Origin of the sequence: Lacibacter sp. MH-610 (assembly GCF_045780045.1) — a bacterium.
In the GTDB taxonomy this organism is placed as follows: Bacteria; Bacteroidota; Bacteroidia; order Chitinophagales; family Chitinophagaceae; genus Lacibacter.
Map to the genome: position 1 here is coordinate 149,005 of NZ_CP116002.1, position 20,108 is coordinate 169,112.

The 20,108-nt window shown below is 41.3% G+C and carries 16 protein-coding genes; 7 read left to right on the forward strand and 9 right to left on the reverse strand.

Annotated features, from left to right (window positions below; translation table 11 throughout):
- Positions 1-24 precede the first annotated feature (24 nt).
- From PDL71_RS00715 to PDL71_RS00745, 7 genes are all read left to right on the forward strand, one after another.
- The gene (locus PDL71_RS00715; RefSeq protein ID WP_407524133.1) at positions 25-1,152 is read left to right on the forward strand and encodes a glycosyltransferase; all 1,128 of its coding nucleotides are present in this window, start codon (positions 25-27) and stop codon (positions 1,150-1,152) included.
- A gap of 28 nt (positions 1,153-1,180) precedes the next feature.
- Entirely contained in the window at positions 1,181-2,263 is a 1,083-nt protein-coding gene (locus PDL71_RS00720; protein WP_407524135.1) for an ABC transporter permease, read from the forward strand.
- Between the two features lie 224 nt (positions 2,264-2,487).
- The gene (locus PDL71_RS00725; protein WP_407524137.1) at positions 2,488-3,819 is read left to right on the forward strand and encodes an MFS transporter; all 1,332 of its coding nucleotides are present in this window, start codon (positions 2,488-2,490) and stop codon (positions 3,817-3,819) included.
- 18 nt (positions 3,820-3,837) lie between these two features.
- Positions 3,838-5,139 (forward strand): sugar porter family MFS transporter, encoded by a 1,302-nt coding sequence (locus PDL71_RS00730; protein ID WP_407524139.1) that lies wholly within the window; start codon positions 3,838-3,840, stop codon positions 5,137-5,139.
- A gap of 276 nt (positions 5,140-5,415) precedes the next feature.
- On the forward strand, positions 5,416-6,357 hold the full coding sequence (locus PDL71_RS00735) for a carbohydrate kinase family protein (protein WP_407524141.1): 942 nt from the start codon (positions 5,416-5,418) through the stop codon (positions 6,355-6,357).
- A 1-nt stretch (position 6,358) separates the two neighbouring features.
- The gene (locus tag PDL71_RS00740; RefSeq protein WP_407524143.1) at positions 6,359-8,314 is read left to right on the forward strand and encodes an amylosucrase; all 1,956 of its coding nucleotides are present in this window, start codon (positions 6,359-6,361) and stop codon (positions 8,312-8,314) included.
- A 183-nt stretch (positions 8,315-8,497) separates the two neighbouring features.
- On the forward strand, positions 8,498-9,148 hold the full coding sequence (locus PDL71_RS00745) for a phosphoribosylanthranilate isomerase (RefSeq protein ID WP_407524145.1): 651 nt from the start codon (positions 8,498-8,500) through the stop codon (positions 9,146-9,148).
- Here the strand turns inward: PDL71_RS00745 and treF are convergent.
- The 9 genes from treF to PDL71_RS00790 all read right to left on the reverse strand — a co-directional run bounded on the left by treF (position 9,145) and on the right by PDL71_RS00790 (position 20,085).
- On the reverse strand, positions 9,145-10,635 hold the full coding sequence (gene treF / locus PDL71_RS00750; RefSeq protein WP_407524147.1) for an alpha,alpha-trehalase TreF: 1,491 nt from the start codon (positions 10,633-10,635) through the stop codon (positions 9,145-9,147). The genes PDL71_RS00745 and treF overlap by 4 nt on opposite strands.
- Positions 10,635-11,900 (reverse strand): MFS transporter, encoded by a 1,266-nt coding sequence (locus PDL71_RS00755; protein ID WP_407524149.1) that lies wholly within the window; start codon positions 11,898-11,900, stop codon positions 10,635-10,637. Before PDL71_RS00755 ends, treF begins: the two co-directional genes overlap by 1 nt.
- 58 nt (positions 11,901-11,958) lie before the next feature.
- Positions 11,959-12,951: a LacI family DNA-binding transcriptional regulator gene (locus PDL71_RS00760; RefSeq protein WP_407524151.1), complete on the reverse strand. Its 993-nt coding sequence runs from the start codon at positions 12,949-12,951 to the stop codon at positions 11,959-11,961.
- A gap of 99 nt (positions 12,952-13,050) precedes the next feature.
- On the reverse strand, positions 13,051-14,154 hold the full coding sequence (locus tag PDL71_RS00765) for a hypothetical protein (RefSeq protein WP_407524153.1): 1,104 nt from the start codon (positions 14,152-14,154) through the stop codon (positions 13,051-13,053).
- Between the two features lie 57 nt (positions 14,155-14,211).
- Entirely contained in the window at positions 14,212-15,540 is a 1,329-nt protein-coding gene (locus PDL71_RS00770; protein WP_407524155.1) for a vanadium-dependent haloperoxidase, read from the reverse strand.
- 175 nt (positions 15,541-15,715) lie between these two features.
- A complete protein-coding gene (locus PDL71_RS00775; RefSeq protein WP_407524157.1) occupies positions 15,716-16,273 on the reverse strand; it encodes a hypothetical protein in 558 nt (185 codons plus the stop codon).
- Positions 16,274-16,326: 53 nt separating this feature from the next.
- A complete protein-coding gene (locus tag PDL71_RS00780; RefSeq protein WP_407524159.1) occupies positions 16,327-16,983 on the reverse strand; it encodes an HAD family hydrolase in 657 nt (218 codons plus the stop codon).
- Between the two features lie 302 nt (positions 16,984-17,285).
- Positions 17,286-17,822, reverse strand: a complete 537-nt coding sequence (locus PDL71_RS00785; protein ID WP_407524161.1) for a hypothetical protein — start codon at positions 17,820-17,822, stop codon at positions 17,286-17,288.
- A 226-nt stretch (positions 17,823-18,048) separates the two neighbouring features.
- Positions 18,049-20,085, reverse strand: a complete 2,037-nt coding sequence (locus PDL71_RS00790; RefSeq protein ID WP_407524163.1) for a glycoside hydrolase family 65 protein — start codon at positions 20,083-20,085, stop codon at positions 18,049-18,051.
- Positions 20,086-20,108: the final 23 nt, after the last annotated feature.

Consider the following 20,108-nt stretch of genomic DNA (forward strand, 5'->3'; position numbering starts at 1 on the left):
ATTCCTGCCTTCTTATTTTGCACTATGGCATGGCTTATTGCTGCTATATTATTTGTTGTTGCTTACTGCAGTTTGCTTCTCCTGTACCGTTATTGGTTGCAAGCATTAAAACCTGTAACGGTGAACCCATCGTTTACGCCGTCCGTAACATTCACTGTGTTGATTCCTGCACGTAATGAAGAAAAGAATATTGCTGCCTGTTTGCAAAGCATGCAGCAACTCAATTACCCAAAAGCATTAGTGGAAATAATTGTAATTGATGATTTCAGTGAAGACAAAACTGCTGCTACTGTGCAACAATTTTCAAACGTAAAACTGGTTCAACTGAAAGACAGCATCACGCAACGGATTAATTCTTATAAAAAGAAAGCCATTGAAGTTGGGATTCAGCACTCAACAGGTGATTATATTGTTACTACTGATGCAGATTGTACCGTTCCTGAAAACTGGCTCTTGAACTTTGCATGGATGATTGAGCAGCAGCAAAGTGAGTTTATTGCAGCGCCGGTAACGATGAAAGAAGAATCATCTTTTATTAAACTATTTCAAAGCCTTGATTTTTTAAGTCTGCAGGGAATTACAGCTGCCAGCGTAGGTGCCGGTTTTCACAGCATGTGCAATGGCGCCAATCTCTGTTACAGTAAAAAAGCATTTGCCGCTGTTGATGGCTTTAAAGAGGTGGATCATATTGCCAGTGGCGATGACATGTTGCTGATGTATAAAGTACAGCAACAGTTTCCTGGCAAAGTGCATTACTGTTATTCACCCGGCAGTATTGTGTTGACCGATCCCGTAGAAACAATAAAAGATTTTTTCCGTCAGCGGATCCGTTGGGCCAGTAAAGCAGACAAGTATAACGACAAACGTATCTTTTGGGTGTTGCTGCTGGTGTATTTGTTCAATTTCTTTTTACTCACTTTGCTGGTGGCAGGATGTTTCAACGCAGCAATATGGATCCTGTTACTGGCAATATTCTTTACTAAAACGATTACAGAGTTGATTTTTTTGATTCCTGTGGCTTCGTTTTTCAGAAAGCAAGCGTTGCTGATGTGGTTTCCGGTACTGCAGCCGTTTCACATTATTTATACCATAATAGCCGGATGGTTCGGTAAGTTCGGAACCTATGAATGGAAAGGCAGGAAAGTAAAATAGGAAAGATAATTTGCTTTACTTTGAGCTGATGCCGGAGCAAAACGTTTCTTTTTTTAAAACCTTCTGGAAAAAACTGCGCCGTAATAAAGGCGCTGTTTTTGGATTGGCAGTAATTGTACTGGCATTCCTGACGGCTGTATTTGCCTATATGATAGCTCCCGACGCTACACCTGATGCCAACAGGATTATTGTAGAAATTGCAGCAAAAAAACCGGGCCATCGTCAACATTTTCTAAAAATCCCTCTGATAATAAAAGAGAAACCAAGTGTGATTAAAGGTTTTTTTTGGGGAAGAGATGAGTCTTATGAATTGATTCCAATCAGCTCATTCAAAATAAAAGGAGATACAGTTTTTGCGGAAAAGTATATTGATGAAGGTATAACAGAGCCTGTTTCGCTACACATTGAAGGTGTAAATCCTGAAGGGTTTGTTACAACCAAAACCTTCTGGTTAGGTACTGATAAATTCGGCCGTGATATTTTAAGCCGGCTCATCATTGGTACAAGGGTAAGTTTAGGTGTGGGTTTTATTGCCGTTCTCATTTCATTAACGGTGGGAATTTTTCTCGGCTCCATTGCGGGTTATTTCCGTGGCAAAACAGATGATATCGTCATGTGGTTTGTAAATGTGGTATGGAGTATTCCCACATTGCTATTGGTATTTGCAATCACACTGGCTTTGGGCAAAGGTTACTGGCAGGTGTTCATTGCCGTGGGTTTAACGCTTTGGGTGAATGTAGCACGTTTGGTACGTGGACAGGTGCTCAGCATTCGTGAACTGAATTACATTGAAGCCACCAAAGCCATGGGTTTTTCCGGTGCCAGAACCATCATCCGTCATATTCTTCCCAATATTATGGGCCCGGTGATGGTGATTGCGGCTTCCAATTTTGCCAGTGCTATTGTGATTGAAGCTGGTTTGAGTTTTCTGGGTTTAGGTGTACAACCTCCGCAACCAAGTTGGGGTTTGATGATTAAAGAAAACTACAACTTCATCATCACCAATAATCCCATGCTGGCCATAGCGCCCGGTATTGCCATTATGTTATTGGTACTTGCATTCAACTTATTGGGTAATGGATTGAGGGATGTAATGGATGTGAGGAGTTAGAAGCCATCAGACGCCCTCGTCGGATGGCGATAACAACAAGATTTTTATTCCGTCCGACAAGGGCGTCTGACGGGGTGTACTCTTTTTCCAAACATCAAACGATTGCAAAAATCCATGCCGTTGTCTCCGTTTTAATTCCTCCTTATTTTTAAATCCCCTCTTGATCAATTGCAGCAAATTGTTGCTGATAATGACTATCTTTTACCACCAACCAAAATCAAACCATGATTGCTTACAAACCACGTCTGTCCTTTTCCCAGATCATTAATATGAATGTGGGATTCTTCGGCATCCAATACAGTTTTGGATTGCAGCAAAGTGCCGTGAATCCTATTTATGATATGCTGGGTGCAAGCCCTGATGAAATTCCTTTTCTAAATCTAGCAGGTCCTATGACGGGTTTGTTGGTGCAGCCCATCATTGGTGCGTTGAGTGATAAAACATGGATACCAAGATTAGGAAGGCGTAAACCTTATTTCTTTGTTGGCGCTTTGTTGTGCAGCATCGCTTTATTCTTTTATCCGTTCAGCAGTAGTTTGTGGATGGCTGCAGGATTGTTATGGATTTTAGATGCAGGTAACAACACCGCTATGGAACCATACCGTGCTTTTATTGCAGATAAATTAGACCCCTCACAACAGGCAACAGGTTTCCAGGCACAAAGCTTTTTTACCGGCTTTGGTCAAACACTCGCAAACGTATCGCTCTTTGTTTTTCCAATGATATTTGTTGGTACAACCGGTAAACTTCCCACCTGGGTATATGCCTCCTTCTTTTTGGGTTCTGTTTGTTCCATTGCATCTATCTGGTGGAGTTCAAGAACTACTTCAGAAATTCCGCCAACGGATGAAGAGTTGCAAAAAATACGTGCCACACCACTCAACATTTTTACACCTTTTATAGAAATTGCTCATGCCATTAAAGATATGCCCCGTGTAATGTGGCAACTCGGTTTGGTGTATTTGTTTCAATGGTATGCTTTGTTTTGTTATTGGCAAAACAGCAGCAAGAGTATTGCTCTCTCCGTTTATAAAACCACACCGCAGGACAATCCCAAGTTGTATGAGGAAGCCGTAAGCTGGACAGGATTAGTAAACGGATGGTATAATATTGTAACCTTCTTATGTGCGTTTGGACTCGTATGGTTTGCAAAGAAATATTCTCCGAAGCTGGTGCATGTAAGCTGCTTGATACTGGCAGGTATAGGATTCATTGTATTTCCCATGATTGAGAATAAATACCTTTTGTTTCCTGCTATCACCGGTTTTGGTATTGGCTGGGCCAGCATGATGGGTATTCCTTATTTGATGGTGGTGAGTGAAATACCTAAAGAACGTTATGGAGTGTACATGGGTATCATCAATATGATGATTGTAATACCCATGATCATTCAGAACCTGACGTTTGGCTATATACTCAAAAACTTTTTGAATAATGACAGTGGCAAAGCTGTTTTGTTTGCCGGTGTGTTTTTGTTAATAGCTGCAGCCGCAACACTTTTAATAAAAGCAAAAAAACATGAAGACGATGTTGTTTTAACAGGTGGTGGTCATTAATAACTCCGATTATAATTTATGAACAAAAAACTCATCTTCTGGTCCATCACCGTTGCACTTGGCGGTTTATTATTTGGCATGGATGTAGCCAATATCTCAGGTGCAGAACAACGCATTCAAAAACTCTGGAACCTGAGCGATTGGATGCATGGTACTGCTATTGCCATGGCCTTGTATGGAACCATCCTTGGCGCAGCAGGTGGTGGTATTCCCGCCAATAAGTTTGGCAGAAAGAAAACATTGATATTGATCGGTATCATCTTTTTTGTTTCAGCGGTAGGCAGTGCATTGGCCAATGATGTATACACCTTTATGGCATTCCGTTTCTTAGGCGGATTGAGCATTGGCGCCTCCTCAGTAGTAGCACCTGTGTATATTTCTGAGATTGCACCACCGCAGCATCGTGGAAAAATGGGAATTGCATTTCAACTGAATGTAGTAGCAGGTATCCTGCTTGCTTACTTTATCAATTATTTATTGCAGGGAGTTGGTGGTGAAAATGACTGGCGTTATATGCTGGGCATTATTGCTATTCCTTCTTTGTTTTTTTCGGTGATGATGTTGTTTACACCGGAAAGTCCACGTTGGTTACTGCTCAATAAAAATGATGAGCAGGGTGCAAGAACTATTTTTGAAATAAGCGGTGCCAATGCCGATGAACTGATTCATGAAATTAAAAATACCATCACACCTAAAAAAGAATCCTTGTTCTCCGGTAAGTTTTCAAAACCATTGTTACTGGCTTTTTTGTTGGCATTCTTCAATCAACTGTCAGGTATTAATGCCATCATTTATTTTGCACCACGTGTATTTGAAATGGCAGGGCTTGGTAAAGATGCTGCGTTTCTTTCCAGTGCCGGTATTGGCATTATCAATTTTCTATTTACAATTCTGGGTTGGTATTTAATTGACCGCAGCGGCAGAAGAACATTGATGTACATCGGTTCTGTTGGTTATATTATTTCGCTTACGTTAATGTCCCTTGCTTTTGCCGGGGTAATTGACGGAGGTGTTCCCATTTTTGTTTTTCTTTTTATTGCAGCACACGCTATTGGTCAAGGTTCGGTAATATGGGTTTTTCTTTCGGAGATATTTCCCAACTCCGTTCGTGCATCAGGAACATCGTTTGGATGTTTAACACATTGGTTTTTTGCGGCAGTGATTTCACAAACCTTTCCATTCTTTGCTGGAAGTCTTGGTGGAGCTACCATCTTTGGTTTTTTTGCGCTGATGATGGTGTTGCAATTAATATTTGTTTGGAGAATGATGCCCGAAACAAAAGGTGTGGCGTTGGAAGATATGGGGGTAAGGGTGCATTAGGGCGGCCAATCCCGACCCTCCCCGAAGGAAGGCCACCAAGGCACAGCCCTATCTTGCAAAAGAGTTTATAAATAGTTGAAATAAATAAAATAGAAAGATGTTTATCCCCTCCCCGGAGGGGTGGCATGGTGTAGAACTTTTATGATGCCTGAAAGGGATGGGTGCTGAATAGAATTACTGACCGATGAAGAGTCCCGCTAAAGACGGGATTTAAAATGCGACGCAACAAAAGTTAAATAGCAATACACTAGCTGATAACATAAAAAAATTTCTGTGATGAAAATTCTCTGTATAGGTGAAGCGCTTATTGATATGATTTGTACCGACAAAGGCAAAGCATTAAGCGATGGCGAAAACTTTTTAAAGAAACCCGGTGGCGCTCCTACCAATGTAGCAGCAGCTATTGCAGCACTTGGAGGTGATGTGGAACTGAGTGCCAAAGTGGGCATTGACCCCTTTGGCAAACATTTGATTGATGTGATGCAGGACTTTGGTGTGCGTACCAAACATATGCTGCAGGATGCACATCATTTCACTACGTTTGCGTTTGTGTCGTTGATGGAAAATGGTGAACGTGATTTTTATTTTAACCGTGGCGCTGATGGTCAATTAACGAAAGAAGAAGTAGATGCTATTGATTTAACGGATGTTTCTATTGTGCACTTTGGCTCAGCTACAGGATTTTTAGACGGGCCATTGAAAGAAGCATACGTGCATTTATTGCAAAAAGCAAAAGCTGAAAATTGTTTCATCAGCTTTGACCCTAACTACCGTCACCTGTTATTTCAAAATAAAAAAGCATCTTTCATTGCACAATCATGGAATTTTTTACAGCAATGCGACTTCTTTAAAGTAAGTGATGAAGAAGCAATGATGCTCACTGATACGTTGACTGTGCAGGAAGCAGCAGCAGTGTTTCATCAAAAAACAAAAGCAGTATTTGCTATAACGATTGGTAAAGAAGGAACAATGCTGGGCATCAGCAATGAAACGCATATTGTGCCAAGCATAGCCATTACACCTGTTGATACTACCGGTGCAGGTGATGCATTCACCGGAGCCGTGTTGTACCAGTTAAGAGATAAAACAAAATCTTCGTTAAGTATGGCTGATTGGAAAGCAATTATTGCTAATGGCAACAAAGCAGGTGCACGCACTTGTGAATACTTAGGCGCCATGGAAGCCTTTAAACATTTAAGCAGCGATATATTTAACTGATATGTACAATTTTGGTTTGCACGAACATATTAATGCCATCCTCAAAGAAAAAAAGATGGACGTGGCGGGTAAGGACAATTCGTTTTACACACGTATGCTGGCCAATGCAGGAGCTGTTTTTGAATTGTACCTCGAGCTTTATCAGCATAGGTCTGATACAGAGCAGTTGTTTGACCGGTTAATTCAAACAGTGATTGCCGCTTATGAAACAAGAAGCGCTTCATTAAAAAAACGTGATACAGAAAAATTACAAAAAGAGCATTGGTTCATCAGCAATGAAATAACAGGCATGAGTTTGTATGTAGACCGTTTTTGCGGAGACATAAAATCCATGCAAAACAAACTCGATTATTTTGAACAACTGGGCGTAAACTTTTTACACCTGATGCCTTTGTTTGAAAGTCCGGCAAATGAAAGTGATGGCGGCTATGCTGTAAGTAATTTCAGAAAAGTAGATGAGCGTTTTGGTACATTGGAAGATTTGCAGGCATTGCAATCCAGCATGCAGGAACGAAATATGTACCTGATGCTGGATATTGTTTTGAATCACACTTCACACAAACATGAGTGGGCGCTCAAAGCAAAGCAGGGCGAAAAACAATACCAGGATTATTTTTATTTCTATAACGACCGAAGTCTGCCTGATGAATATGATAAAACAATGCCGGAAGTATTTCCTGAAAGCTCACCGGGCAGTTTTACATACATCAAAGAAGTGAACAAATGGGTGATGACCGTTTTTCATAATTATCAATGGGATTTGAATTATACCAACCCGCAGGTATTGATTGAAATGCTGGATACGATTTTCTTTTATGCGAATCTCGGCGTTGATATTCTGCGGATTGACGCCCCTGCGTTTATCTGGAAACAACTGGGCACCACCAGTCAAAACCTGCCGCAGGCACATACCATTCTTCGATTAATTAAACAGTGTGTGCAGATTGCAACACCGGGTATGGCATTGCTGGGCGAAGCCATTGTAGCTCCTAAAGAAATTATGAAATACTTTGGTACGGATAACTATACAGGTCGTGAATGTGATTTTGCCTACAACGCTACACAAATGGCGTTGCAATGGGATATGCTGGCAACAGGTGATACCAAAGTAATGCTGGCTGCACAACAGGAGATTTTGAAAAAACCGTATGGCACTTCGTGGATTACTTATACACGTTGTCATGATGATATTGGTTTGGGTTATGATGATGAAATGATTGCAGCAGCAGGATATAATCCGTATCAACACAGGAAGTATATTAAAGATTATTACAGTGGTGCTTATAGCGGCTCGCCTGCCACTGGCGCTTTGTTTAGTGTGAATGATAAAACAGGTGATGCACGCATCAGCGGTTCACTGGCTTCTTTATGCGGGTTGGAAAAAGCACTCAAGGAAAAAGATGAAAAAGCAATTGAGCTGAGCATCCAGAAAATTTTGCTGATGCAGGCACACAGTTTCTTTCTCGGCGGAGTACCCATGTTGTTTTATGGTGATGAGTGCGGCTACACCAACGATTACAGTTATTTAAAAGAGGATGGCAAGAGTTATGATAACCGCTGGATGCACCGCCCGCTCATTGATTGGAAGAAGAACAAAAAAATTGATAAAGAAGGAACGGTAGAACACAGCATCTTCAGCGGTACACAAAAATTAATTGCGATACGAAAACAACTTTCGGTGATTGCAGATAAAAGCAATATCAGTTGGATTACACCGCATAATATTCATGTGGCCACTTATCTCCGTGAACATCATGGCTCCCGTTTTTGGGGTGTGTTTAATTTTAAAGATGAAGCATCCTTTCTTACCTGGTATGCGTTTAAGGAAAAAGGAAATCCACCGGCCACTTTGTACGACCATTGGACGGGAGAAACCTTAACAGTTGGAGGTGACCATGAGTTTTTGGTGTTGAAGCCGTATGAGTTTCGATTGTTTGACGCCAACCTCACCCTTTAATCCCTCTCCCAAGGAGAGGGAAAATCAACCCACAATCCTTGCTTGGCGTAAATTATAATTAAATTAAAATAGCTAAATTGTTGATGATAAGTTTCAAATGCTGAAATGCTTAATTACTAAAGTTGAACTAAAAAAATAAAGCCTGGCCTCCCTCTGCCTTTGGAGAGGGAACGAGGGTGAGGTATGAAACCCCGCATTAAAATCTGTTGTATTTCATCCATTGATGAAGCAAAACTGGCTGTTGCACATGGCGCATCTGCATTGGGATTGGTTGGTCCTATGCCCAGCGGACCAGGCGTTATAACGGATGAATTGATTTTTGAAATTGCAAAAACAGTTCCGCCGCCCATTGGAACTTTTTTATTGACGAGTGAAACAAAAGCAGAGGATATCATTACCCATCATCAAAAAGTATTGACGAATACGATTCAGATTGTAGATGCATTGAGTGAAGGAACTTATCAGCAGATTAAAATGGCACTACCCTCTGTAAAATTGGTACAGGTAATTCATGTTATTGACGAAAGCAGTGTAGACGAAGCGGTACGCATCAGTGAAGAAGTGGATGCCTTGTTATTAGACAGTGGCAATCCCAACCTGGCAGTAAAAGTGTTGGGCGGCACCGGCAATACGCATAACTGGAAGTTGAGCAGAAAGATTGTGGAGCAATCAAAAGTACCTGTGTTTCTGGCCGGTGGATTAAAAGCAGAGAATGTACAGCAGGCGATTGAAGAAGTGCAACCTTTTGGTTTGGATTTGTGCAGCAGTGTGAGAACAGATAAAAAATTGGATGCGTATAAACTGAATGCGTTTTTTAAAGCGGCGTGGGGCTAATCATACTTTTTCATCAACGCCAGCAGCACTCCATTCGTCCAGCCGAAACCATCCTGGCCTTCATACTCACCACCGCCTGCTTCTAAATGTGTATCTACTACATTGTACTTTTCCATTAATTTACCTGTACGGGCAAACACATCTTTGTTCAATTTTATCCATCGCTTGGCAATGGTTGCTGCCAGTTCATGATAACCATAATGCTCAAGTCCGATAATACTCATCCATTGCAACGGTGCCCAGCCATTCGGTGCATCCCATTGCTGACCTGTGGTATAAAGCGTCGTAATTAATCCACCATCTTTTAAAAATTCATTCGTCAGAGAGGCAGTAATCGCCTCTGCCTGCTCTTTCGTTGCCACTTCAAAATACAAGGCAAAAGAAGCTGCTAATGATTGTACTGTTGTTGGTTCTGCTTTTATAAAATCAAAATCCGTATAAAACTGCAATGTTTTATTCCAGCAATAGTTTTGAATGGCTTGTTTACGTTGCAATGCGGCTTTTCGCATGTGTTCTGCTTCGGTGCTTTCAAAATTCAATTCGTGTGCTTCTGCGATTGTCAACTCCAAATGATAAAGCAGACAATTTAAATCAACCGGAATAATATCAGTTGTATGAATGGTATCAAATTGATTTACATCAGCAAACCACCTGCAACTGTAATCCCAGCCGCTGGCGGCCCCTGCACGCAGATGCCGGTACATTTGCTGCGGTTCAGTATGTGCATGTGCCAGTTCCACATCTTCCCTGTAGGATTCGGGTCTTGGTGTATCAAATACATCCCAATAACGGTTGAGTACAGCCCCATCGCTCATCATTACCACATGATTCACTGCAATATTTCTTCTGTTCAGCTGTTCTCTTCCATACATCCAGAATGTATATTCTTTCTGTAGTGCAGGTAAATACGAAATCAGTATTTCTTTTCCTTTGATTGCTGCAAGTAACTGAACCATCAATGAAAAGAACGGTGGTTGTGAGCGGCCAAGATAATAGGTTCTGTTACCGTTTGGAATAAAGCTAAGGGTGTAAATGAGATGGGCAAAATTCTTCACCATGTTTTCAATCATCTCATAGCGGCCGCTTGCCTGCAAACCAAGCATGGTAAAATAACTGTCCCAGTAATATACTTCACCAAAACGCCCACCCGGTACCACATAAGCATTCGGTAGGGGAATGAGTGAACCACCGGCCTCATCCGGCTTACGTGTTAATACATTCCACAATTGATGAATATGCTCTTCTACTGATGCTGATTGCAGAACAACATCTGCTGTGAATGCTTTGGGCAAATGAAAATGCTGCAACACAAATGCCATTAAATCAAAACCGGCTTTATCTTTTTGTTGCAGATACAGTTGCAGAATTTCCCCGGTACTTATTTTTGGAGTACAGTCCACAAAAGTTTTCCCGTCTGCAAATACTTTTTGCAATTGCACCTCTTCAAACAAAGGATGCAGTTCAAATATCTGTACTGACGGATTCATTAATGAGAAGCAGATGAGTTAAATGAAATGCTGTTACCACTCTTATTCTGCAATCTTTTAAACAGAAACAGTAAAAAAATGAGTATGGTAACAGGAATTAATGAAAAATAAAATGCGGTTTGTCCGCCATAAGCATCAAACACATGACCGGTAATGATAGAACCTGTTGTACCTCCCAATGCAGAGAACACCACAATCAAACCACTCATAGAACTATGCTTATGTGCAGGAAGATTGCTCAATATCACAGAATTGATTGCCGGGTAGATAGGTGCTAAAAACAATCCGATCAGCGGAAAAGCAAATGCAATCAGTGGCACATCACTTAGCTGAGTAATAGAAGCCACATCTACTTCTTTGGCTAATGGTACCACCAGCAACACCAATCCTGCAGCACAAAGTAAACAAACGACTAAAACAATTAACCAATCTACTTTGCGCAACACAATGCCTGCTAAAAAACGACCTAATGCAATGGAAGCAGAAAGAATACTTGCCATCTGAATGGCCAGACTGGTGGAAAGTTTTAATACATCTTTGTTGAAAGTTGGCAACCAGCTCATAATACTCTGCTCAATCAACACATAGAGAAAAGCGCAAAAGATAAATACCAATACAAGAGGAAATACAATGAGTTTTATCATTTCTACAAAGTCTTCACCTATAGACTTGTATTTTTCTTCTGCCTTAATTCTGGACTCATCTAAGGGCGTGGTGAGCAATAATAAAAACGCTGCTGCTGCTAATCCCCCCAGTACATAATAGGCATTAAACCATTCCGTTGATTTTGGATTATTGTTATCCACAAACTGACCAAACAAAAAATACCCGGAGAGTACACCAACCATAAACATAGATTCCAGGAAACTCATAGTGCTCAGGTGATCTTTTTGTGAAGTAGTAACCAAACCAAGTGTTGCAAACACGCTCACTTTAATCATGGCAAAACCAATTCCTGCTGCTGCAAACATCAGTTTGGTCATGAGGAATGTTTGAGTAGTGGGTAAAATAAAACACATAACAGTTACCAGGCCAAGTGCCATTAACATGGTCCGTTTGTATCCCAACTTATTAACGTAAGATGCAATCAGGAAAGAAGTAATTGCAATGCTTAAATCTTTAAACGCTTCTAATACACTGGCGCTTCCTTTTGATATATCAAAGTTACCCTGTACCTGTAATATGACGGTGCCCACACTATTGAGCAAAATGGCAAATACAAAATAATTGAGGAAAAGAGAGAGTTTCACTCTTAGATTGTTCATGGCAAGTTGGTTATACACTAAATGTACTTTTTGCATTACAACTTACCAAGTAAAACAGCTACAAAGAACCGCCTTCAATTAAAATAGACGGAACGCAAACGTTTTCGCTCGCCGGTTCCTGCTTGATACGTTTCACCATTTTTGCAAATGCCAGTTTTCCCAATTTATAACCACTTGTTTCAACATAGGTGATCTGTGGTTTAAACAAGGTAGGAATCCATCCGTTACTAATGCCGATGATGGAAACATCCTCCGGCACATTCAGGTTTAACCGGTGTACTGCTTTCATTACCCCCATCAAAATCATATCACCCATACAAAAAATTGTATCCGGCTTTTTTGTCTTACTAAATGCATGCATCACCACATCAAAAGATGTGTTTGGATTTTCAGGATACTCTATGGAAACTGCCGTAGAAGAAGCTTGCTCGGCAAAAGTCTTTTTAAATATTTTTTCCCTGCGTTGTGTGAGGCTTAAATGCGGATGCCCGAACAAGGCCAGTACATTCTTTTTCCTTTTTGCAATGATGGCTTCTGCTGCAATACGTGCTGCATCTTCATCTGCCATAGAGACTTTTGTAAATCCATCAATGGTGGGCACACGGTCAATAAATACGATGGGCACCTGCAACTCTTCCATGCGTTTGAACTGACTCAGATCTTCCGTTTCAACCGTAATGGCTGCAAACACACCCATCACCATATGCTTACGCATAATTTGCAAGTTGGTTGACTCCACATCCGCCTGGTCGCCGCTTTGCATAATCAATACAGAGTAACCATGCTTACGTGCTTCTTCTTCTACTGACGCAATAAACGAATCGTAAAAATAATTAAGAATAGAAGGAACTAAAATACCCAGTACATTACTCTGCCTTGTACGCAACTGTACAGCATAGGCATTGGGTTCATACTCCATGGCCCTGGCCAGCTCTTTTACTTTTTGTTTGGTAGCTGCTGAAATATCAGGGTGATCTTTAAGTGCACGGGATACCGTAGAGATACTGATGCCCAGCACTTCTGACATTTTCTTGAGTGTACTTTGCTGCATAATCAATTAAGGGAAGCTAAAGATAGAACTTTCATAAAGCTTTAAGAACAAAAAAGCTGCTGTAAAACTACAGCAGCTTTTATAACCGGATGAATTTTATTAAAACCGCACACTCCAACCGATATTAATTGTATAATCAGAAAAAGCAGCATCGCCATGAGCATACACACCCGTTAATTGTGTACGTACTTTATCAGGAACACTTTGTGTTCTGTTGCGAACCGTCCACACCGGTACCGTAGCAAACAGATTCATCCTGCGCAGTTGATAATTAATTCCCGGCTCCACACCCATAATATAACCGGGTCTTCTGAAACCGCTGCTGCCGCCAATCAAATCTTTAGCGGGAACACATTCCATTCTTGCGCCTGCAGAAACGGTTAAACGGCCAAAACTTGCATTAACACCGCCCCGCAGCATGTATTGATCAGGCACACTCATTACACTGCTGCCATACGCCAATGCTGTTGCAGCAGTAGCACCACCACGTGCAGTAGATACGCCGTTATGCTCTCTTGGATTGAGGAGATAAAAAAAGTTTCCGTACACACCGATGGTTTTTGAAAAATTATAATATGCGTTTGCTTCAACGGTAAACCCGGTTCCACCATCACCCAATTGAATGGATTGATCAACGGGACCTAATACCACGCTGTCTTTACCACCTGCCCCGGGTTTATGAAAAAAATCTGTGTACCGATAATCACCGGTGGGCAGTTTTAATCCTGCACCTATCTGCACATTACCTTTTTTGGAAGTTTCAGGATTGAATATCCAATGCTGTACAGCAACTCGCAGATCACCTATACCAAATGAATGGGTTTCATTCCTGGCAATTGGACTAGTACTGTTATTACCATAGTGCTCATACATAGAAGAACGTCGATTGGAGATAACAGGAAGATTGGCATAGAGCGACCAGCGATTGTTGAAATGACGGATGAGTGTTACATCCACTGCATGCTGCCAGTTGCGAACATCAGTACCTCTTTCCACTCTTTCTTTCTGTTCCTCTTTTCCAACATAATGCCGGAAGGAATAAAAATAACGATACCCTGTGTTCAACTGCCAGCCGGATTGGTTGGCTGTATCTGCATGATCCATGGTACACATAGCACCACCGCTGCGTACAGCCACACAGCCTTGCGCCTGAACTTTATACATGCTCATTAAAAGAGCACACATTATAATAAATTGTTTCATGTTTTTTGATTTGGTTGTTGAATCAATCCTCAAACTGAGTTTGAGTGATGAAAGGTTTTAGTTTTTCTTCAGTTGCAAACGTTGTACAATCAGCTCACCAATTTTTTTGCCGGCGATGAGGCCTTCTTCATTATCAAAACGAAAATGAATACCGCCGTATAAACGGCTCATAGCTGCTTCTTCCGCTGCATCACGAAAAGATTTGATGACACGGTTCTCAATACCAAATTCCAGTAAAGAAGTATCGGTAAAAGATAACTTGTCGCCAAACATACTTGTCATTGCTTCGGCTGCGGCTGCTGAGTTGGTAGCATGCCCGCTCACATAAGAAGGAAACGGAGGTGTTTGAATATAAGGCCGCCAATCCTGGCTCACATATTTATTGATAGCAGTTTCAGGGCGAATGTAATTGCTGGTATATTTTTCCTGCCATCCACGGATGAATGCATCAAAGAAAGCAATAGATGTTAAAGCATAGGCGGCAACGGTCGAATTAAAATCTGCCTTTGCTTCTTTGGCTGCAATACCCACAATATTTAACCAATGACCGGGAGGTGAAAACTTTTTAGTTGCAAACATCACATGCCCGCTCACATTCATCTTAAACGGATTATCATCCCAGAAATCGGCAATATGTTTTTGTTCTTCACTCAAACTATCGCCCACATTCTTTACTTCCATCATGTATTTATAAAAACTGCTGTTTTTATTTTTTACATCAAATACAGGTGGACGTGGAATTTCAAACTGTGAAGAACTGTCCAATACCATGGGTCTTATTTCACCCCAATGCGGTTCTACTGCTGTTGCATACATCGGTGGTGTGGGCACCCATCTGCCTTCTTCTTCTGTTACATTGAATTTTTCAGCACCACGTGTTTGTGCATAGTTATCACCTTTGCTCCATTTGAGTACGGCTGCTGCAACGGTATCAGCAAATGCTACGGTGGCATCCAGCATGGAGGAAGACATTCCTGCAGAATCTGCTTTGTGTTTCAACTCTTCATAATATTCCATCATACTTCCTTCAGGAAATGTAACTGCATTCCCCACTTTTGTAAATGCCAATAATGCTGCCAGTTGAAAATCAATTTTAGCAGTTGATGTATCAGGCTTGGGCATCGCAGGCATGTGTTTAATTTGTCCGCTCAGCGATTGATAATTGGCATCACCCGAAGCTATACATTCATAACCTGCAATGCTTGCATATACATAGTTGCGTGCTGCTATCATAGGCGGAAAATTATTTTCAAGCACTACATTGTTGAGCTTCTTAACCGTTTTGCTGTAGAGATAAGGGTTATTGGTCAATTGCTGATAATCACCTTTTTCTTTGCAGGCAATGATGAATAATGTCATCACTGCTATCCATACAATCTGTTTCATTTTTTAATCTGTTATTTTTTGGTAACGGGCTGATGTGCTTGTGGCATCGTCCCTTGCGTCGCACATTTCGGGGTCAGGAAATTCTATTGAACACCCACCCCTTTTCAATCATCATAAATGTTTAAAGTACTGCCACCCCTCCCAGGAGGGGATAAGCATTTTGAATGCTTAAAAATTATGCTTCGGGAGGTTGCTCCGGTGTAAGGATGTGAGCAGCAGAGAGAAATGCTGCAGTGTATGTATTGTAAGAAGATACTTCCTGTTGTAATGAAATTAAACTCCAGCTCTTGAGTTCATCACAGTAATCAAAGCTGAATGTTTTTACAGAATGATTGGTTGCCGATTTTTTAGAGGATGATTCCTGTGTTTGCAAATCGTTCACCAGCTTGAAAAAATTTTCACGAGCATTTACCAATTGTGCTTTGCCTTCATTGGGAATGCATTTGTAAATCATTTCTCCACCCTGCAACTTGCGTTCTACAAATTTGTAATGCGTGCCCTGGTATTCTATTTCACCATTTACACGTTCAAATTCTTTCCAGTCGGTTTGATAAGGAAGTGATACAGGCACATGAATTTCAATCAAAGCAGTTTCATCGTATTGCTTTTCATCCAGCCTGCGTTCCAGTTGTGTATTTTGATGTGCTTCCAGGTAATTCATGAGCAAACGGTAACCGCCGCTGTTGAAGAGGATAACCGCAAGAAAAAATATGGAAGCAAAAATTCTCACCATCAATAGTTATCAGTTGTCAGGTCGGCCCGCTTTAGGCGGTCTCACCGTTGGGATTAAAGATAAAGTAATTCACTCATTTTCAAAGCACTTAAGGAGGGAACAATTTGCAGGATATTTTCATACCCATTGAAATCGTTTGCGGAATAGTGACCGGTAATAGCCACCGCCTTCATACCCGCTTTTTGGGCGGCTTCCACGCCTTTGGGAGCATCTTCAAATACAATGCAATGGGCCGGGTCTGTATTCAAAGCTTCGGCGAGTTTGAGCCATGTTTCAGGGTGCGGTTTGCTGAACTCCACATCATCCGCCCCCACAATTGCGTTGAGGTATTTCCGTAAATCCAAAAAGTCTAACGCAAAATCAATATTGGCCTGGTTGCTGGCGGTACCAATGCCCATGGGGATTTGATGCTGCTGTGCTTCTTCTAAAAATTCCCTTGCCCCTTCCAGCACCGTAATGTTTTGACCGTATAGGTTGCGGTAGCGTGCTTCTTTATCATCCACAATTTTCCTTGCCTCTTCTTCCGTAAATGTTTTGTGCGGCACTAAGCGGTGCATGAGTTCGGCGCCATTGCCATAGAGTTCTTTTATGAGGGCGTCACCTTTGAGCTCACTGCCCAGTTCTTCCACCACTACCTGCCATGTAATGAAGTGCCAGTGCATGGTATCAATAAGCGTACCGTCAAGGTCGAAGAGGAAAGCTTTGTTCATGAGCAAATATATTTTCTTCTTTTCTTTTTGCTTCTCCAAAAAGAAACAAAAAAGAGCCCGATTTCGATGACAGCCCGAAATCGGAATGTACCCTGATTTAGCTTTCTACTACTGTAGTGAATTACAGTTGAACTTTATTGTACATCCTATGTGTATCAGAAAGATGAACATTGCTGTTATTCTGAGGAACGAAGAATCTGTTGGGAATACTTTTATATGAAATCCCTTGTTGGTGAAAACACACAACAAGGGCGGTGGACATTTAATGAGCTTTGATTCTCAAGATCAGCAAGGATAAAAAATCAACGTGCCAATAACCTGAGCTCAAGGTATTCTTTTAATCTCTTATAATTATAAATGTCTCTGCCCATTGTAAATGGTTGTGATCCTGTTGTTCTGGAATTAATTAGCAGATAGTCTCTACATAGAACGATAGTTATTTCTTCGCCCCACGAAAAAGCTGACCAATCTGTTTCTGCTATAATAAATTTCTGTTTTACATCTTCAATTGACCATCCTAATTCTACAAGCCATGAACTTAATTCACTTGAAGAAATCTCTCTCTGAATTTCAATTTTCCGAAATATTCGTTCACTCTCTATTCGTCGATATGAATATACCAACAAGCTGGTACCTATGGCTAAAAACCAAAAAGGAAAAAAAGAATAAAAACCAGCTAAACTGAATCTGCTTAAAACATTCTTATCAAAGAGTGGATATATACCTAAAATAATAAAACCAACAGGTACTACTAAAAAGAAATATCTATTGAGATAATCTGAGAAGTAAAACTTCCATTTTTCGTTTTTGATGATATAGCTTAGATGCCGTTCTTTCATATCATAAGTTACAGGTGTCTGACGTTTGCAACGTCCTGACACCAGTCTCCGAAATTTAAATATCCTCACTTACCAGGCCGCTTGGAGCAGCCAGATAACAAATGAAACTTTTATATACAAATTGCTCAATATAATTTAAGCAGTACAAGAGTGCGACGCAACAGACGCTCAATAGATATTCATCACTCTGCTACATCCTTCGACTACGCTCAGGATAAGTCTTCTTCTACCGTTTGTTCACAAACGTCTTCTTCTCTTTACCTACACCTGTAATGGTAACACTCTTCCAGTTCTTAGGTAATACCGTTTTAATTTGTATGATGCCCTGCGGTGTAATTTCCAAACCGCCAAAACCCATGAGCATGGCTTGTAAAATACCACCGGCACCTGTTGCAAAATAGGGATTGGTGCCGCCCTTGGTTTCTGCAATTACACGGAACGGCGGATTGAGATTGGGCACGTATGCATCTTTAAACCAGTAGTACGCTTTATCAGCATCACCAATGCGGGCATATAACAAGGCAAACACAGCCTGTGTCATGGCCGGTGTACCTTCTGTGGGCACCCGTTTTTCATAATACTCCAGGTCTTTGCGTACAGCAGCAGGATCTTTTACTTCCTTCAACGGATAAGAAAGCAGGTTTACATCGGCCTGCTTAATGCCTTCACCATTATACGTTGCATGTTCTTTGGTAACACCATCCGGAAATTTTAAGATGGGAATATTATTGGCTACATTCATCCAGTCAGCATCGGGAACAATGCCTAATATTTTTGCCGCTTCTGTTGCAAAGTTTAAGTTCGCCCGAGCGGCTGCGTTAGTAAAGGCATTGTTGTCAACATTCTCTGCCCACTCATCAGCCGCTACTACATTTTTAATATCATACTTACCCGGACCATTGCGTTCTACACGGCTGGCCCAAAAATCAGCCGTAGCGCTTAGTATCGGATAACCTTTCTCCCGCAACCATGTTTTATCCTGTGTTACACAATAATAATTCCAGGCAGCAATGGCCACACAGGCGGTGATGTGATGTTCAAACGGTCCGCTCAACGCCCATACCGGTGTTTCTTCCACACCTGTTTCTGCACTTTCCCATGGGAACATGGCTCCTTTGTATCCTTTGCCAAATGCATTTCGTTTGGCTGCATCCAAACGTTGATAGCGGTATTCAATCATACTCTTTGCCAGCTCCGGTTTTAATACCAGCAATGCAGGGTACATCCATAATTCCGTATCCCAAAACACATGACCGTTGTAACCCAATCCGCTTAAACCCATCGGTGATGGTGATAGCGCTGTGCCTTCTCTGGTGAATGAATACAAATGATAGAGCATGCTGTTCACATCCTGTTGTGATTGTTCATCACCTTCAATAATAATTCTGCTCTTCCACAATTCTTCCCATGCCTGTGTATGAAATTTCAATAAACGATCTCTTCCCTCCAGCTTGGCATAAATGGTTAAGCGTTCTGCCTCGTTTAACGGATCATCATGATGGGCAGATGTGATAGAAGAACCTGCAATGGAATAGCGATAGGTTTCTCCAGCTTTTATTTGTTTGCTGAATTTGAGCAGGTGCATATTGTTATCCCACATTTCATGAATCACTCTTGGTTCACTGCCGTGTTTTTCTGTAAAGAGAAAGGTATTGCTGGCGCACATCAATAATTTTCCTGTGGGACTTTTTGCTGATGAAGTAAGCAGGCTGATGGTTACATGCGGACGGTCAATTTCATTGTAATAATTCTGCACATCACGGAGTGCATCCGGTGCTTCCATCACACTGGCACCGCCGATGCTGATATCTCTCTTTGCTACAATGCTTACATCCATCAACACGGTAAACGGAAGCTGACGAAGCGAATAATAGGTATAAGTCACCGTTGCTTTATCACCATAATCAAAACTGGTGGTGAAGCTGGCGTTCTGCATATCCAGCTCCTGTTTCATATTGGTTACATTTTTAGCATCCATGCGGCGGCCATCAATCTCCAGGTAAGCATTGAGCAGATTGAAGCTCTTTAAAAAATTACTTACCCTTCCACGACCGTACAAATCATAAGCACCTGCCAGTACAACGTCCTTTACTTTAAATGGCTCGGGACTGCTTACCACACCAATCATTCCGTTTGCAACGGTAATGCCGTAGTAATTAGAAGGATCAAAACCGGAAGCAGCAATTTTCCATTGATTGCTGGTTTGACCGAACAGAAAAGTTGTGGAAACTGTTATGCTTAAAATTAACAGGAGACGACGCATATTTGCATGTATTTTAGAAAGTG

Coding starts and splice junctions, on each gene's coding strand:
- PDL71_RS00755 (WP_407524149.1), bottom strand. CDS start 11,900: ATGAACAATCTAAGAGTGAAACTCTCTCTTTTCCTCAATTATTTTGTA.
- PDL71_RS00720 (WP_407524135.1), top strand. CDS start 1,181: ATGCCGGAGCAAAACGTTTCTTTTTTTAAAACCTTCTGGAAAAAACTG.
- PDL71_RS00765 (WP_407524153.1), bottom strand. CDS start 14,154: ATGAAACAATTTATTATAATGTGTGCTCTTTTAATGAGCATGTATAAA.
- PDL71_RS00775 (WP_407524157.1), bottom strand. CDS start 16,273: ATGGTGAGAATTTTTGCTTCCATATTTTTTCTTGCGGTTATCCTCTTC.
- PDL71_RS00745 (WP_407524145.1), top strand. CDS start 8,498: ATGAAACCCCGCATTAAAATCTGTTGTATTTCATCCATTGATGAAGCA.
- PDL71_RS00740 (WP_407524143.1), top strand. CDS start 6,359: ATGTACAATTTTGGTTTGCACGAACATATTAATGCCATCCTCAAAGAA.
- PDL71_RS00760 (WP_407524151.1), bottom strand. CDS start 12,951: ATGCAGCAAAGTACACTCAAGAAAATGTCAGAAGTGCTGGGCATCAGT.
- PDL71_RS00790 (WP_407524163.1), bottom strand. CDS start 20,085: ATGCGTCGTCTCCTGTTAATTTTAAGCATAACAGTTTCCACAACTTTT.
- PDL71_RS00730 (WP_407524139.1), top strand. CDS start 3,838: ATGAACAAAAAACTCATCTTCTGGTCCATCACCGTTGCACTTGGCGGT.
- treF (WP_407524147.1), bottom strand. CDS start 10,635: ATGAATCCGTCAGTACAGATATTTGAACTGCATCCTTTGTTTGAAGAG.
- PDL71_RS00735 (WP_407524141.1), top strand. CDS start 5,416: ATGAAAATTCTCTGTATAGGTGAAGCGCTTATTGATATGATTTGTACC.
- PDL71_RS00715 (WP_407524133.1), top strand. CDS start 25: ATGGCATGGCTTATTGCTGCTATATTATTTGTTGTTGCTTACTGCAGT.
- PDL71_RS00785 (WP_407524161.1), bottom strand. CDS start 17,822: ATGAAAGAACGGCATCTAAGCTATATCATCAAAAACGAAAAATGGAAG.
- PDL71_RS00780 (WP_407524159.1), bottom strand. CDS start 16,983: ATGAACAAAGCTTTCCTCTTCGACCTTGACGGTACGCTTATTGATACC.
- PDL71_RS00770 (WP_407524155.1), bottom strand. CDS start 15,540: ATGAAACAGATTGTATGGATAGCAGTGATGACATTATTCATCATTGCC.
- PDL71_RS00725 (WP_407524137.1), top strand. CDS start 2,488: ATGATTGCTTACAAACCACGTCTGTCCTTTTCCCAGATCATTAATATG.